Here is a 15,469-nt window from a genome sequence, read left to right on the forward strand (position 1 = left end):
TTAAAGAATTGAAGAAAGCGACCCCAGTAATAAATCCGGGGGCTGGTGAGGAGGATTCGGGTTTTTTTTCGCTTCAGGGATAAATCCGGGGATTGTCACTAAATTGCTGGATTGTCAATAGCAGTTATTCAGCGGTCAGGTTCAACTCGTAAGCGATCGGCTCGGATGCCTGAGAAACAACCACGAATTCATAATAACCAGCATCATCGAGCAATCCAGACCAACTAAGCCCCTCTGCATCTTCCAGCAAAGCTCGCGCGCCCTTTGTCCGCCCCGGAGTATAAATTGACAGCAGAGTAGATTTGCGCGGTGCTTGCAAATTCACGCGCAAAGTTTGATTTTGAGCGAACCGGGCAATGTAAGCTTTCCCTTCTCCGGGTTTGAGATTGCCTGTGAGAGTTTTGCTGTTCGAGCGGCGTTCAAATTCAACGCTTTCGACAGTGGCTCCAGCTTGCAAAGATGCGAGGGCGTCGGCAGTAATTGCTTGCCAAATTTGTCCGATCGGCAAACCGATGAGATTGCGATCGCGCGGCTGTTGTGGAAACCAATAAAAGAACTTGGCATCAGCCAAATCGTACAAAGCCCGACTGCTCAAATTCAGCTTGTTAACCTCAGTTTTCCAGCGATCGATATCGGCGGTGTTGTAACTGCCCAACCGCGCTCTAGCGTCGCTGCTGAGATTTTCCAGCTTATCGAGCAACTCGTCGCCGATTTTCTGCCACCTTTCGCGCCACTGGCGATCGTCCTCGCCTTCTTTTAACAATCGTCCGCCCAATTCCGGGTATTTGGCATAAAAAGTCTCGTCCACAAGATTGACGTAACCGCTATAGAATCGATCGTCAATTTTGAGCTTGACAAAGCGATCTTGCAAAGCATCTTCTTGCTGCTGCTTCGGGCTCGGACTCTGGGGAATTTTCTGCACTTTTGATTGCAGATTTAACAAATAATTGCCCGCAAACCAGCCAACTCCCCCCATACTTGAGAGCACCGCCACCACGAACAAAACCATTTTCCAAGCAGGCATCTTTTGATGATTGCCAATAGCAGCTCGCACCGGAGTTCCCGGCAGTTTCGGGGCGGGCACTGGTATAGGCGAGAAATCCGGCGGCTGCGTGGGCCCAAAATCCGGGGCTGCTGGCAAAGGTGGCTGTAAAGGCGGATTGCCGGAGAGAGCGAGCATTACCTCGCGAGCCGAGGAGTAACGCTGGCTCGGCTGTTGAGCAAGCATTTTATCCAGCACCAGGGACAAATTCGGAGACAGAGAACATTCCGCCCGCCAGTTCCAATTGAGCGTCTGGCTGTCGAGCAACTGATGCGGTTCCTTCCCCGTCAGCAACACCAAAACCGTGGCCGCCAGAGCGTACAAATCGCTGTGGGGATAGACGATGCCCATCTGCATTTGTTCGACGGGAGCATAGCCGAGCTTGCCGATGCGAGTCGCGGGGGCGGGAGTGCCGTTAGCCTCAGCGAACAGAGACTCTACGGTGGCGGCAAGTTGTTTTACTCCGCCGAAGTCGATCAGGACGGGCATCCCGTCAGAACTCCGCAGAATCAGGTTGTCCGGGGAGATGTCGCGGTGAATCACTCCCAAAGAGTGAATGTATTCGAGCACGGGCAAAATCTGGATCAGCAGTTGATTGATTTCTGCCTCGATGAACCGCAAACCCTGACGTTTGCGGGCGTCCAGCAGGAAGCGGTAAGTTTGACCTGGCACGTAGTCTTGAACGAGAAATAGGTAGCCTCGATCGCTGATACTGACGCGGAAGAGTTCGCGGAAGCGCGGGATTTGATTGTGTTGCAGCTTGTAGAGCACTCCTGCTTCCCGCTCGAACAGTTCCTCGGATTTTTGTAAAGCGTAACTTCCGTGTACTTGGGGCGCAAATTCTTTTAAAACGCAGGGTTCGTTAAATCGGTGGGCATCTTCAGCGAGGTAGGTGCGCCCGAAGCCTCCGTGTCCCAATTCGCGGACGATGCGGTAGTGGTTGTTGAGAGTTATGCCGGGGTAGATGGGATTGTTCATTTGAACTTGCTGCGTCGGATTTTCACGCTTGACTGAGACTGAGGATTTTGGGCGATCGCTGAATTAATCTTGCCATAGTGTGTCAGTGTTTATTAGTCGATCGGCAGCTTGGCTATCCCCTGTGGTTATTGTGAAAACAGCGGTTTCGTGCTATAGAAGTTTATCGACTGCGCCATCTTTTCGATCGACCTCAAAATGTGTTCAAATTTTTAGTGTCCGACCCAATGTGCGATCGGGGCGTTAGCGCTACTAATTTAATCTTGAGCGATCCAGGTGCAAAATACGCATTTTAAGGAGCAAATCATGCAGCCAGAACAGCGTCAGCGAGCAATTGGGGCGTTTGAAGAGTATTTGAGGGCGCCGCTTGAGGAACGATTGCAACAGCAGCAGAGTCGAGTTGCCGAAGCCGGGGCGATTCCCTACGGGATAGCTGCGCTTCACGCGCTTTTTCAAAAAGTCGCGGCCACAGTACCAGCTTACCAGACTTTCCTAACTGAACATAACATCAATCCCGCCTCAATTCAAACCTTTGAAGACTTCCAAAAATTGCCGCTAATTACCAAAGAGAATTATTTACGCTGTCACCCGCTACCTCAGTTGTGCCACCAGGGCAAATTAGAAACTTGCGATTTCATTGCTGTTTCATCTGGTTCGACAGGAAACCCGACATTTTGGCCGCGTTTTATCAGCGACGAGTTGCAAATTGCCGCTCGTTTTGAACAAATATTTCACGACAGTTTTTCCGCCGATACTCGCTCAACTTTAGCTGTCATTTGCTTTGCGTTGGGAACTTGGGTTGGGGGAATGTACACGGCCAATTGCTGCCGCTATCTAGCGAGTAAGGGTTATCCCGTTACAGTTGTGACGCCTGGGAATAATAAGACTGAAATATTGCGAGTTGTGCAGGAACTTGGGGAGCATTTTGAGCAAGTAGTATTGTTGGGATATCCGCCGTTTATCAAGGATGTGATTGATAGCGGAATTGCTGGGGGTGTGGAGTGGCAAAAATATCGAATTAAGATGGTGTTTGCGGGGGAAGTGTTTAGCGAAGAATGGCGGAGTTTGGTGAGCGATCGCACTAATTCTGACAATCTATATTACAACTCTGCCACCCTTTACGGTACTGCCGACGCGGGCGTTTTAGGGAACGAGACACCGCTGAGTATTTGCATCCGCCGCTTTTTAGCAAACAATCCCGAAGCAGCACGCAATTTATTCGGGGAATCGCGGTTGCCAACGCTGGTGCAGTACGATCCGAAAAGCCGCTTTTTTGAAGTTAATAATGACGGCACGCTGTTATTTTCTGGCGACAACGGCATCCCGCTAATACGCTATCACATCTCCGATAACGGCGGTTTAATTTCTTACGAAGCAATGCTCAATTTTTTGGCTGAATGGGGGTTTAACCCGGTGGCAAGTTTGCAGCAAGCAGCAGCTATGAAAGTTTCTGATTTCCCCAGAGGAATTCGCTGCTTGCCATTTGTTTATATATTTGGGCGATCGCACTTTACCGTTTCCTACTTCGGTGCTAACATTTACCCGGAAAATGTCACCGTAGGTTTAGAAGTTCCCACCATTCGGGAATGGGTGACGGGAAAATTTGTGCTGCAAGTCAAGGAAGATGCGGATCGAAATCGGTTTTTATCGGTGGTTGTGGAATTAGCAGCGGGGGTGGAGGGCGACGAGGAGATGCAGGAGGCGATCGCATCTTCAATTCTCGCACAATTGCGGCGGCTAAACAGCGAATTTGCTAATTACGTGCCGCCAGAATATCAGTTACCTGTGGTGACATTAACTGCGACGGGCGATGCGGAGTATTTTCCGATTGGGGTGAAGCACCGATACACGCGGCAGTAAGTAGTTTGAATTGATGAGTTATCAGTTTTCAAAAGTCTTGTGTTATTCTATAATAAGGGTGAGCTTTGATGGTTCAGCATAGAATATGCCAGCAAAAGACATCTACCACAATACTGTCAGAACAGCTCTAGAAAAAGACGGGTGGACGATAACAAACGATCCGCTACCCTTAGAAATTGGCGGTCGTTCCCTATTCGTCGATTTGGGTGCAGAAAAACTATTTGCTGCCGAAAAGCAAGGTCGCAAAATTGCTGTAGAAGTCAAAAGTTTTGTGAGTGATTCACCAGTTCATGACTTAGAAGAAGCTCTGGGACAGTATATTGTCTATGAAGATATTCTAGAGTTTTCAGAACCAGAACGGAATATATATTTGGCTGTTCGGGAAGAAGTTTATCTAGATATTTTCTCTGAGCCAATTGGGCAACTTTTGTTACGCAAAAAAAGACTCAAACTAATTGTTTTTGATTCATCAAAGGAGATAATTGTAAGATGGATAGACTAGATGAATATCGCCAATTTATTCACAATATTTTAGATAGTTATGCCAGGATTCCTAACAGTTACGGACAAGTTAAAAACAGCGTTATTGTCGATCGCGAACAAAACAATTTTTTACTGATGCACGAAGGCTGGCAAGGGCCTAAAAGAATTCACGATTGTATCGTTCATGTGGAAATTATCGACGGCAAAATCTGGATTCAACAAGATGGTATAGAAACGGGAATTACCGCAGAACTTGTAGAGTTAGGAGTGCCTAAAGACAAGATAGTTTTAGGGTTTCATCCGTATCACGTTCGGCAGCATACGGGATATGCGATCGCCTAAACCAGCTTACAATACAGGAAACTTGAATGAAAGGACGATCGCTAAATTGTATCGGGGTCAACATTTAATTCTCGCAGTTTCGCGGCCAGGCGATCGGCTCGTTGAGCTTCTTGTCCGGCTCGTTGAGCTTCTTGTCCGGCTCGTTGAGTCTCCCTTTCTGCAACCTCTTCTGAAGTAGGGACAAGCTCTCCTTCTGCAGTAAAGAAACGCAATTTTCCCCCACAAATTCCGAGACTCAAATCGAGCTGTTGACTCCGCAGATGCCCGGATTCGTTTGGTGCGATTGCTTCATATTCCCCGTCAAGTAAATGAAACCCAACTAATTCTAAAGTTTCTGGATCGAACCAAAAGTAATCGTGAGTGCGAAAAGTATCTTGATAGAGTTGTTTCTTAAAGTTTTTGTCTGTATCCGCTGTTTTGGGCGATAGGATTTCTACGATAATATTGGGGTACTTTCCGTCTTCATCCCAAACAACCCAGCTTTTTCGAGTTTTGCGTTCAGTTCCGAGTACCACAAAAAAGTCTGGGCCTCGGAAGTCTTTCGATTTGAGTTGCTTGGGACTGTAATAAATGGTGAGGTTTCCAGCAGCATAGAAATCATTTCTATCTCGCCACAGCCATTCTAGACAGTTGAGGAGTAGGATTATTTGTCGGAGATGCAGTTCTGTTTCCACGGGAGGTTCGTCACTGTATAAATCGCCTGAAGGAAAGATAACATTTTCCGGTATCTCTTGTTCTGGTATCTCTTGGGTAGTAGCTAATTCTGCGGTTGCGGACATGGCTGCTGGGTGAGGAGTAAGAGGTTGTGTGTCTATTTTAGCAAGCTTTTCATATCTCTGCCGAGGACTATTGTGAAAGCCCGATCGCGCTTTTTGCCGAAAAATGCGATCGAACACCAAAAAATTAGTCTTTAACTATTAGCAATTATCGTTTTATTGACCGTCAGTTTGTCTGAGAGCTACCAGAATTTCCGGTCGTTTCATGCGCGCGTAGCCCCGAATTTTCCGGTCTTTGCCGATCGCCTTCAAGCGCCTCAGCGAAAGACTTTCGTAGTCTTCCTCTGGGGACGGAAACGGCAACTCCAACTGCAACTGCGGTAGCTGAGGTTTCTGCTGTGCTTTCGACTGCTTCTTGGGCTGTGTTTTTGACGGCGTTTTAGGTTGTGCCTCGGGCTGTATTTCTGAGTGCGTCGCGGCGGTTCCCAGTTGGTGGCGGAGCGTTTCGATTTGATTTTTCAGGTCGTTTTCTACATCTTCGATCGCGTCGGAAACAAACTGATTAATTGTCTGAACTGTGCGTTCTAATTTTTTTGACAGTAGTTTTTCTAGTTCATCTAACTGTCTCAACGCACCTTCAAGATTTACCTCAGAAATAACAGCCGATGTCGGCGGACTGTTGCTGCTCGATCGTTCAATTTTTTTAGCCATTTTATCTACCTTTTCATGAAATGTTTTTTCAACTTGTTCGAGCAAACGCTTAATCTGTTCTATTTGCTCGCGATCGAAGTTATGCTCAGTTAGAGCTTTTACTTGCTTTTTAAGCAGGTCTTCATTTTTTTTTACAGATTGTTCTATTTGTTTTGTGAGAGTTTCTATCTTTTTTTGAAATGATAGCTCAAATTGTTGCAGTAGAGTCTCAATTTGTGCAGTTTTCTGAGTCGGTTGCGGAGCTAAATGTTCCATTTCTGCTCGAGCAACAGCTACCTCCTCGTCGGTCATTTCAAATACCCAAGCCCACATTTGCTCAATGCCGAGTTCTTTAGCAAGAATACACCAATCTGAGCCGCAGACAACTTCATATTCTTCTTCGTTGCTGTAAGCTTCAGTGCGACGCACAATTAAAGGAATCAAGTTGCTGCCTTGCTCGATGAGACTTCTCCTGATAGCTTCGCGGCGTTCGCGGGGAATTTCCCCCCGCTGAGGCTCTGGTACTGCAATTTGGGAAGTGTAAATCTGAGTATGACTAATTGGCTTAATCCGCAAATATTCAACTATGCGGTTTTGATCGGACGATCGATCCATCTTGTTACAAGTCCCCTTTTGTCATTTAAATCTGGTGTGTAGGTATTTATGTATATTTGTACTTTACAGCCTCAGTTTTAAGTGCTGCTGAACTAACCCAAGAACTCTAATTGTCGGGTGCGCCACAAGCACTTTACGAGAACTGCGATCGAACTCGGTTATCTGGGGAGATATCGCCTTGCTGCTGTACCTGTGCGGTGACAGCCCTGGCGATGGCGTCCCGCCCTCGCCCGTGCTACGGCAAAAGTTATTGCAATTCCTAAAAAAAACCGACTGTGATGAGTTTAACTGGCTGTGGGACACCAATGATACACTGCTTTACTCATCTTTACTTTTTTGGCGTCAGGGCGATCCTCTTCGAGGGCTTCGCTAACGGGCTGGCGTTGCGAGTTGCGGCAGGAGTTGCTATTTATGAGTATTTTTGCCACTTGTCAATTATTTTAATCATTGTTTTATCGGTTAACCCTTTAGTACGTTCCACCACATTTGCAAATGACACGAACGGCTGCACATCTCGCTCTTTGAGGATTATTTGAATTATTGGAGGCTTCAAGCCAGCATCTTTCAAATTCGCCGACAGTTGATTTTTATCTAGACTATTGAGTGCTTCCAACAGCGACATTGGTTGGGAAGTTACGTTTTTAACTTCTTGTACCCCTTCTAGCAAAGTCTGTTTTTCAGATGCAGAGTCTAATTTCAACTCATTAATTTTGTTTGCCAACTGCGCTTCAATTAACAGAGGTACTTGTTGTAATATTCGGTTTTCAAGTTCTTGTATACTCTGCGCTAAAACTTTTTGTTCGCGGGCGTACTCGGCTTTTAATTCATTAATTTGACTTGCAAACTGGGCTTCAATATTTGTTAGTCGCTGTTCTAAACTAGATGACTCTTGGGGAGTTTCATTTTCACATAAATTAGGGACTTCGACCAAACAAACCGGGTTTTTTATTGAATCTGCGGGCTGCGACGAAGTATTTTCGTGAAAAAACCCGGTTTCTTGATTCTCAACTAAATTCTCAGTGATGGCGGTTTTTCTGAGAATTTTAAGCTGTTCCAGTAAAATTTCTTCATTTTCTTCTTCCAGGATGAATGCTCCGATTGTCTCGCCTTTGAAAGGTTCTATTTCCTTTGCTCTCGCCGCCGCGTAGTATTCAAAATCTCCGTCTACTATTTCGTAGGCATCCATACCGTTTCGGCGGACAATTATCGGATTAATCAATCCTCCTGACTCTAAAATCAGTCTCGCTAATTTCTCCAAATCCGGCTCTGCAAAATTGGAACGGGGAACTGCGGACGTAATTCTTTTCACTGCAACCAGTGACGGAAATAATTTTTTCATTAGTTTTTACCTATTTTTTCCAAAACTTCGAGTGCTAGCATTTCAAATTCTTGGGATGCGGTGCAATCAGGCTTAAAGTCTAGCACTGAAATCGGATCGGCAATTTCCATATTTCCCACGATTTGAAATTGTTCTGCACACTTTGCTAAATCGTCTCTCTCGTAAATTACGCTGTCCATGATTTCAAGGTCGTACCGTTTGGGAATTGCCTCCCTCCGCTTGGCCAAACTGTACTGTACAAATTTAGCATTAGCTGAGATTTTGCAAGAGAGTACGCCTAAAATTGCGATCGGCTGTTTGCCTATTTGTTTTTTAAATCCATTGATTTTTTTGATAAAATCCTTGACATTAATCAGTCCTTGATTGGCAAAAGGTTTTAAGTCCGAAGGAATAATTAAATAATCTGCCGCAATCAGGGCAATTCTGGCGTAAAGATTCAAAGATGGCGGTGTATCGATCAGTACAATATCATATTTATCCTGTACTTCTGCTAGTTTCTGAATTAAAATCATTCGGCTGTAATCTAGTTGATTGAGTTCCGTTTCATATTGCATTAAATCAATATGGGAAGGAACCACATCAATTTCGGGATGGCAAAAATTAGACTTTCGAGCTACTTGTGCGATGGAAAAAGATTCTTGTGATTGCAAAACTTGAAGAATATTACTATCTTTCAAATCGTCTTGTTCTTCATCTTCAAATTTTACTAGACCAGTCGCAAAGGTTGTATTTGCCTGACTGTCTAAGTCTATCACCAAGACTCTCTTACCTTTCTTGCTCAGCGCAGCAGCTAAATTGACTACTGTTGTAGTTTTGCCGACGCCGCCTTTATTGTGGTAAACTGCAATGATTTTCATAGTATTTTGGCGTTTTTGGGGAACGGTTACATCTGATTTAACTTGAATATCAACTCGATTATTTTCAGGTATTTGTTCCGGTTCGGAGAGTTGACTGGGTTCAGGTTCTGCGGTGGCGGGATTGTTGGGCTGTACTGGGACTTCGCTAACTAACTCAGGACTAACCAAATTAATTTTACTATCTTCCAGTTCGAGATTATCTAAATTTTTTACAGGTTTTAAACTCTCTCTGCCAATTAAAGCGATAATTTCATCAATTCTAGTTTCAAGGTCTTGTCCGGCACACTTAAAGACTAGCTTAATATCATCGGGGCTTCTTGCATAAATTCTAATTTCTTTACCGTTAGTTATGAGGCCGTAGTGGATGTTCAAACTTGTTAAATAGCGATTGAGTTTTCGCAGGTGGCGGTCTAAATTTTCCTTCGGATGTTTAGCCTCCATGACTACACTCATCGGCGAGTCTGCATCGACAACTATGGGGATAACTTGGGTGGCAAATGAGAGGAAGTCTAGACGAATATTCCCAAATGCTATTTCTTGGTGCCAAGTGTCGGGGGTATAGCCTAACTTTGGCAGCAGATAGCTGACAATGAGTTTGCTTTCTACTTCGCTTTCGTTGCGACAGTTATGGGGATTGAAAGTCATTCGATTTTAGATTTTAGATTTTAGATTTTAGATTGGGAATGACTGATTTAATAATGGTAGGAATTGTGATAGTGACAGTTGGGCGCGCATTCCGCCCCTGACAAAGGCTACGGATTGTAATATCGAAAAACCCGGTTGTGTTTTACAAACCGGGTTTTTCTGGCATTTATCGCGTTGAAAACTTACTTTGTTTTAGCGTTAAATTCCTGCAATGTTTGATAGCCGCCAGCGGGATTGTACAAGTGACAGTTGTCGGCAATCCGCTTCATCAAAGACCAAGAAAACTCGGTTTCGTAGAGATGATCTTGCCAATTTTCCTTTAAGCTGCTGTGGGCGAGGCGCAAATTGTACCAGGGAATAGCAGTTGAAAGGTGATGGGGAACGTGGACGTTAATATCGTGACACAGAAACTCTACCCAGCGGGGATAATCGCAGTGAACTGTTCCCGATAGTTGGGCTTGGGCTTCGTTCCATTCTTCGGGTTCTTTAAAAGAGATATCTGGTGCTGTGTGGTGGACGATCGTAAAAGTGCTCATCCAGAAATGGTAAACCATCCAGGGGAGCAACCAAAATTTGACAAATCCCCAGATTCCTGTTGTGGCAATTAAAATCGGGAATCCGATCGCAGCACCGATTAAAACCACTAACACAGAAAATCGGACTTGTTCTTGTTTCTGTTTGCCTTTGAAGCGCCACCACATGAAGTGTACTTTTGCCCAGTGGGCGATCGAGCCGATCCACCACATCGGACCAAATATTAAACTATAAGCTATTTGTAAAGCCTTGGGCGCGCCAGCGTAGTCTGCTGCTGTCATCGGGTGCCAAGCATTATCCTCACCAAGTTTGTTGGTGTGTTTGTGGTGGTAATTGTGTCCGTGCCGCCATGCGTGAAACGGGAAAATTAACGGCAAAAATGCGAGATGTCCGACTAAATCGTTTACCCAGCGGCGGTTAGCAAATGATCGGTGGCCGCAGTCGTGGCCGATCACAAAAAAACCGGTTAATCCGGTACCTGTAAAAATCCACATCAGGGGCAGTAGATACCAAGGAGAGACTGCTATGCCCCAGTATCCGACAGCAACTAAAAGAACGTTGACGACGACTTTTGTCCAAGCTTTGCGGGGGTTTTTGACGAACACTTCGCGCGGCAGGGTTTTGAGGATATCTTTGAGGCGCAGGTTGGAAGTGTCACTTGCGGATGTCAAATTTAGTGGTTTTTCGATCGATGCTGTCATAAACTGATTTCGATTCTCCGTATGCTATGAGCATGGCTTAACAAAATTAGCGCAATAAAAAAGCGCCGTAAAATATCAGCTCGTTGCCAGCTTGTGGCAGACGAGTTGAGCTGTAGGCAAGCGCGTTTTAGCAAATGCTAGCGATCGCTATCCGCAGTTAGGAATTTCTAGCACTTTTGGCAAAAAATACTGCGGGTAGCAAAACATTCGTTTTTATAACACAGGGGCAGCACAATTAGCATTAGCGGCTGTTGTCTGCTAATTGCTGTTGCTGCCAGAAATCGGGTCGAGAGCCGGCAAGCCAGCGATCGAGCGTTGCTGTTTGAGGCTTTGCACTTCCAACAGCAAGGATTCGATTTCTGCTTGCAAGTGCAGGAACTTAACTTGCTGGTCGGCTTGGTAGGGGCACTTCACCGAATCTACTTTGCGGGCAAAACTGGTCGATAGGGTAGAAGAACTAGCCATTTCGGGATTGCTCGCGGTTACTTGAGGCCGGGAAAGAGTGGATGAATTATTTGACATTAGTAATTGGGTAGACATATCTACACATTCACACCATTAAGTTACTTTAACCTGAACCGATCGTATTAAACATCAAATTAACCGATCGAGCTAAAATTAGTGTAAATTCCTCGGCCATTGCCTAAAACCATTGACATCGTGACCCTGATTCTACCTGCTACTGACTCTTCTGCTAACTCCGCTGCCCGCGCAGCCGAGCCGAAACGCTACGGCTGGCCGGGCTTGATCGAAGCTTATCGCCCCTACCTGCCGGTGACGGAAACCACGCCGGTAGTGACCCTCCAAGAGGGCAATACTCCCCTGATTCCAGCACCGGCGATCGCCTCTCTCATCGGTAGAGACGTGCGCGTCCTGGTCAAATACGACGGCCTCAACCCCACTGGTAGTTTCAAAGACCGGGGGATGACAATGGCGATTTCCAAGGCAAAGGAAGCTGGTGCGGAGGCAGTAATTTGCGCCAGTACCGGCAATACTTCGGCCTCCGCGGCCGCCTACGCCAGACGCGGGGGAATGCGAGCTTTCGTGTTGATTCCCGAAGGTTACGTGGCTTTGGGCAAGTTGGCGCAAGCTTTGCTTTACGGTGCGGAAGTCATTTCGATTGGGGGAAATTTCGATCGGGCCCTAGAAATTGTCCGCGAAATGGCCGTTAACTACCCCGTGACATTGGTCAACTCCGTCAATCCTTACCGCTTGGAAGGCCAAAAAACCGGCGCTTTTGAAGTGGTGGACGCTTTGGGCGATGCCCCCGACTGGCTGTGCATTCCCGTGGGAAATGCCGGAAACATCACAGCATACTGGATGGGTTTTTGTCAATACCACCAAGCCAAAAAATGTTCGCGCCTGCCGCGGATGATGGGATTTCAAGCCGCCGGGGCTGCGCCTTTGGTAACGGGAGAACCCGTGGCGAACCCAGAAACCCTGGCGACGGCGATTCGGATTGGGAACCCGGCTAGCTGGAAACAGGCGATCGCAGCTTCCGAAGCCAGCCGCGGCAGTTTTGCAGCAGTCACCGATGCCGAAATTCTCGACGCTTACCGTTTGCTAGCATCACAGGAAGGAATTTTCTGCGAACCGGCAAGTGCAGCTTCTGTGGCCGGTTTGCTGAAGGTAAAAGACCAAGTTCCGACTGGGGCGACGGTGGTTTGCGTGCTGACTGGTAACGGTTTGAAAGACCCGGATACCGCAATTAATCACAGCAACAATCAGTTTAAAAGTGGCATTGCTCCGAGTTTGGATGCAGTAGCTGGGGCGATGGGATTTTAAGAAGAAGTCAGAAGTCAGAAGTCAGAGGGAAATATGAAAACTCTTTGTCATCTTCTCTCTCTTCTCTTCCTCTGCGTTCTCTGCGTCCTCTGCGGTTCGTTAAAAAAATTCTTAATTCATCACCAGGAGCAAACAGAATGGTTCAATCACCTGCCAAACTTCTAAGTGTTGATGAATTTATTGCCAACTTTGGCGACAGCGATCGTTACGAACTAATCGATGGTGAATTAACCGAAATGGAACCAACGGGGCCGCACGAACAAGTATCCGCCTTCCTCGGGCGAAAACTCAATGTAGAAATCGATCGTCTGGATCTACCCTACTTTATTCCCCCTCGCTGTCTCATCAAACTATTAGGAACAGCAACAGCGTTTCGCCCCGACGTACTTGTAGTAGATCGAACTCAACTAATTAATGAACCTTTGTGGCAACAAGAACCTGTTATTACATCGGGAAACTCAATTAAACTAATCGCTGAAGTCGTCAGCACCAATTGGCAGAACGACTACGCCCGCAAAGTTGAAGATTACGCACTGCTGGGAGTGCCTGAGTATTGGATTGTGGATTATCTGGGCATTGGTGGCAGAGAATATATTGGCAAACCCAAACAGCCGACAATTACGATTTGTATGCTGCAAGAAGATGAGTATCAAAAACAGTTGTTTCAAAAGAGCGATCGACTGATTTCTTCACTCTTCCCAGACTTGCAGTTAACCGCACAACAAATCTTCGGAGCAAGCAGTATTTTAAATTCCTGATTACCAAACGGCGGTAGTTCGAGTAACAGTACGCTGCGTAGCGTACACCCTACAGAATAACTTCAAAGAGCTTATATGGTGCGGAGCATCAATAAAACTTTAGCGATTATACAATGACTAAGCCTACTGCAACCCTGTTAATTGCCTGTCCCGATCGCAAAGGACTTGTCGCCTTACTTGCCAACTTTATCGCCTCCCACAACGGCAATATCATCCACGCGGATCACCATACAGATTTTACCGCCGGATTATTTCTGAGCCGGCTAGAATGGCAATTAGATGATTTTGAGTTAACCACCGAACAAATAACACCTGCTTTTAGTGAAATTGCCAAGGACTTACAAGCCAATTGGCAATTGCATTTTTCCCATAAAATTCGACGGCTTGCGATCTGGGTCAGCCGTCAAGATCATTGTTTATTAGACTTGATTTGGCGACAGCGATCGCAAGAAATCAGAGGTGAAATTCCGCTGATTATCAGCAACCATCAAAATTTAAAGCCCATTGCCGCACAATACGGTATCGACTTTGAGTATATTCCCATTACTAAAGACAATAAAGCTATTCAAGAAGCACAACAGTTAGAAATTCTTAAGAAGTATCAGATCGATCTAGTAGTTTTGGCGAAATATATGCAAATTTTGAGTCAAGACTTTATCATAAACTTTCCCAATCTGATTAATATTCACCATTCATTTTTGCCCGCGTTTGTGGGTGCAAATCCCTACGAGAGAGCTTATGAAAGAGGGGTGAAAATTATCGGTGCAACAGCCCACTACGTTACACCCGATTTAGATGCGGGGCCGATTATCGAACAAGATGTTGTGCGCGTCAGTCACCGCGATGAAGTGTCCGATCTGGTTCGCAAAGGTAAAGATTTAGAAAGGGTTGTGTTAGCAAGAGCCGTGCGATATCATTTACAAAATCGTGTTTTAGTTTACGGCAATCGGACTGTGGTTTTTGCTTGAAAATTAGGCATCATATCAATCGTGGTTTGTTACTCCTTTAATCGCTCGGCGAGTGATATCAATTCAGGTTGCACGATCGCAGTGCAGCGAATTCCAAATTTTTCTCAACTTGATATTTTTCATGAATTGTGACGCGGTTAAGATTGCCCGTTGTCGTCAAGTTGCGATCGCCCTTGGGCAACTTTTCCCACAGATCCGCCAATAGGGCGAGGTTTCGGAACTTTACTTTTACCCGCAGGCCATCCTTCGCGCTGCTGGGAGCGATCGCCGTCGGTTTCTTCGGTTTGGTCGTGAAACAAAATTTGTCGCGTGGGATAAGGCAAATCGATGCCGTTTTCCACAAGCTTTTTTTTAATAGCACAAATTACCTTGTCGCGCGATCGCATATCGTCAATTCGGCGCGGCGGAGCAATCCACCATCGAACGCGAATATTGACGGTACTTTCTGCTAGCTGAACCACCAGCACATCGGGTGCAGGATCTTTCAACACTTCATTTACGGTGTACAATGCTTCCAGCATTAACTGCTTGGCGCGGTCAATATCGTCGTTGTAACCAATACCAAAATCGTATTCCGTGCGGCGTTTATCGAAAGCAGTATTCACTGTCACCGCATTTGTAAACAATTCGGCATTTGGAATGACAATCCGACGACCATCATAAGTTTGGATTGTTGTAGCGCGCGTCTCAATATTTTCTACCGTTCCCTCAAAGTTTTTAAACACAATCTGGTCATCGATTCGGAACGGTTCAGTCAACAGAATTAGGATACCGGCTAAGAAGTTTTGCAAGATATCGCGAAAGGCAAAACCTATCGCCACCCCGCTAATTCCCAGCAATTGAATCAAATCCCCAGCTTTAAATGTGGGAATTATAATCGAAAGCGCAACAAACAGACCGACTAGAACGATCGTACCCTGCGCCAACCGTCCTAACACCAACCCCAAATTTCGTGCTTGGTGGTGGTTGCGGGTTACCCGCCTGACCGCTCTCTTAATTGCCCCACCCACACAGAAAAAGATTGCAAAGACAATTAACGCCAGCACAATATTGGGCAACATGATAATCAACCCGTCGATCATGCTCTCCATCTTTAACCAGACTGCGGATATCTCTGTCTTCATGAAGTTTCCTCGCGTATCAGTCGTTGTCGATATTA

At 45.9% G+C, this 15,469-nt stretch carries 14 protein-coding genes; 6 read left to right on the forward strand and 8 right to left on the reverse strand.

Annotation, left to right across the window (positions count from 1 at the left end):
- Positions 1-124 precede the first annotated feature (124 nt).
- Positions 125-2,020, reverse strand: coding sequence for a serine/threonine-protein kinase (locus QUA56_RS01120; RefSeq protein ID WP_333352080.1), 1,896 nt, complete (start codon positions 2,018-2,020; stop codon positions 125-127).
- A 303-nt stretch (positions 2,021-2,323) separates the two neighbouring features.
- On the opposite strand from QUA56_RS01120, the gene QUA56_RS01125 reads away from it, so the two are divergent.
- The 3 genes from QUA56_RS01125 (at position 2,324) to QUA56_RS01135 (ending at position 4,702) form a co-directional block, all read left to right on the forward strand.
- Entirely contained in the window at positions 2,324-3,877 is a 1,554-nt protein-coding gene (locus tag QUA56_RS01125; RefSeq protein WP_333352081.1) for a phenylacetate--CoA ligase family protein, read from the forward strand.
- Positions 3,878-3,962: 85 nt separating this feature from the next.
- Complete coding sequence (locus tag QUA56_RS01130; protein ID WP_333352083.1) at positions 3,963-4,379, forward strand: XisH family protein; 417 nt, start codon at positions 3,963-3,965, stop codon at positions 4,377-4,379.
- Positions 4,367-4,702 (forward strand): XisI protein, encoded by a 336-nt coding sequence (locus QUA56_RS01135; protein WP_333352085.1) that lies wholly within the window; start codon positions 4,367-4,369, stop codon positions 4,700-4,702. Before QUA56_RS01130 ends, QUA56_RS01135 begins: the two co-directional genes overlap by 13 nt.
- Positions 4,703-4,743: 41 nt before the next feature.
- Here QUA56_RS01135 and QUA56_RS01140 read toward each other — a convergent pair whose 3' ends face one another.
- The 6 genes from QUA56_RS01140 to QUA56_RS01165 all read right to left on the reverse strand — a co-directional run bounded on the left by QUA56_RS01140 (position 4,744) and on the right by QUA56_RS01165 (position 11,339).
- On the reverse strand, positions 4,744-5,481 hold the full coding sequence (locus tag QUA56_RS01140; RefSeq protein WP_333352175.1) for a Uma2 family endonuclease: 738 nt from the start codon (positions 5,479-5,481) through the stop codon (positions 4,744-4,746).
- A 153-nt stretch (positions 5,482-5,634) separates the two neighbouring features.
- Positions 5,635-6,723, reverse strand: coding sequence for a Rho termination factor (modular protein) (locus QUA56_RS01145; RefSeq protein WP_333352087.1), 1,089 nt, complete (start codon positions 6,721-6,723; stop codon positions 5,635-5,637).
- 409 nt (positions 6,724-7,132) lie between these two features.
- Positions 7,133-8,062: a ParB N-terminal domain-containing protein gene (locus tag QUA56_RS01150; RefSeq protein WP_333352089.1), complete on the reverse strand. Its 930-nt coding sequence runs from the start codon at positions 8,060-8,062 to the stop codon at positions 7,133-7,135.
- Positions 8,062-9,564: an AAA family ATPase gene (locus QUA56_RS01155; RefSeq protein WP_333352091.1), complete on the reverse strand. Its 1,503-nt coding sequence runs from the start codon at positions 9,562-9,564 to the stop codon at positions 8,062-8,064. Before QUA56_RS01155 ends, QUA56_RS01150 begins: the two co-directional genes overlap by 1 nt.
- Positions 9,565-9,746: 182 nt before the next feature.
- On the reverse strand, positions 9,747-10,799 hold the full coding sequence (locus QUA56_RS01160; protein ID WP_333352093.1) for a fatty acid desaturase: 1,053 nt from the start codon (positions 10,797-10,799) through the stop codon (positions 9,747-9,749).
- Between the two features lie 258 nt (positions 10,800-11,057).
- Positions 11,058-11,339: a hypothetical protein gene (locus tag QUA56_RS01165; RefSeq protein WP_333352094.1), complete on the reverse strand. Its 282-nt coding sequence runs from the start codon at positions 11,337-11,339 to the stop codon at positions 11,058-11,060.
- A gap of 120 nt (positions 11,340-11,459) precedes the next feature.
- Between QUA56_RS01165 and thrC the strand changes: the two genes are divergently transcribed.
- From thrC to purU, 3 genes are all read left to right on the forward strand, one after another.
- Positions 11,460-12,584 carry a threonine synthase gene (thrC, locus tag QUA56_RS01170; RefSeq protein ID WP_333352096.1) on the forward strand — a complete coding sequence of 375 codons (1,125 nt, stop codon included), beginning with the start codon at positions 11,460-11,462 and terminating at the stop codon, positions 12,582-12,584.
- Positions 12,585-12,721: 137 nt separating this feature from the next.
- Positions 12,722-13,342, forward strand: coding sequence for a Uma2 family endonuclease (locus QUA56_RS01175; protein ID WP_333352098.1), 621 nt, complete (start codon positions 12,722-12,724; stop codon positions 13,340-13,342).
- 113 nt (positions 13,343-13,455) lie between these two features.
- On the forward strand, positions 13,456-14,310 hold the full coding sequence (purU, locus tag QUA56_RS01180) for a formyltetrahydrofolate deformylase (RefSeq protein WP_333352100.1): 855 nt from the start codon (positions 13,456-13,458) through the stop codon (positions 14,308-14,310).
- A 137-nt stretch (positions 14,311-14,447) separates the two neighbouring features.
- On the opposite strand, the gene QUA56_RS01185 is transcribed toward purU, so the two are convergent.
- Entirely contained in the window at positions 14,448-15,434 is a 987-nt protein-coding gene (locus tag QUA56_RS01185; RefSeq protein ID WP_333352102.1) for a mechanosensitive ion channel family protein, read from the reverse strand.
- Positions 15,435-15,469 lie beyond the last annotated feature (35 nt).

Origin of the sequence: Microcoleus sp. N3A4 (genome assembly GCF_036701805.1) — a bacterium.
Classification (GTDB): Bacteria; Cyanobacteriota; Cyanobacteriia; order Cyanobacteriales; family Microcoleaceae; genus Microcoleus.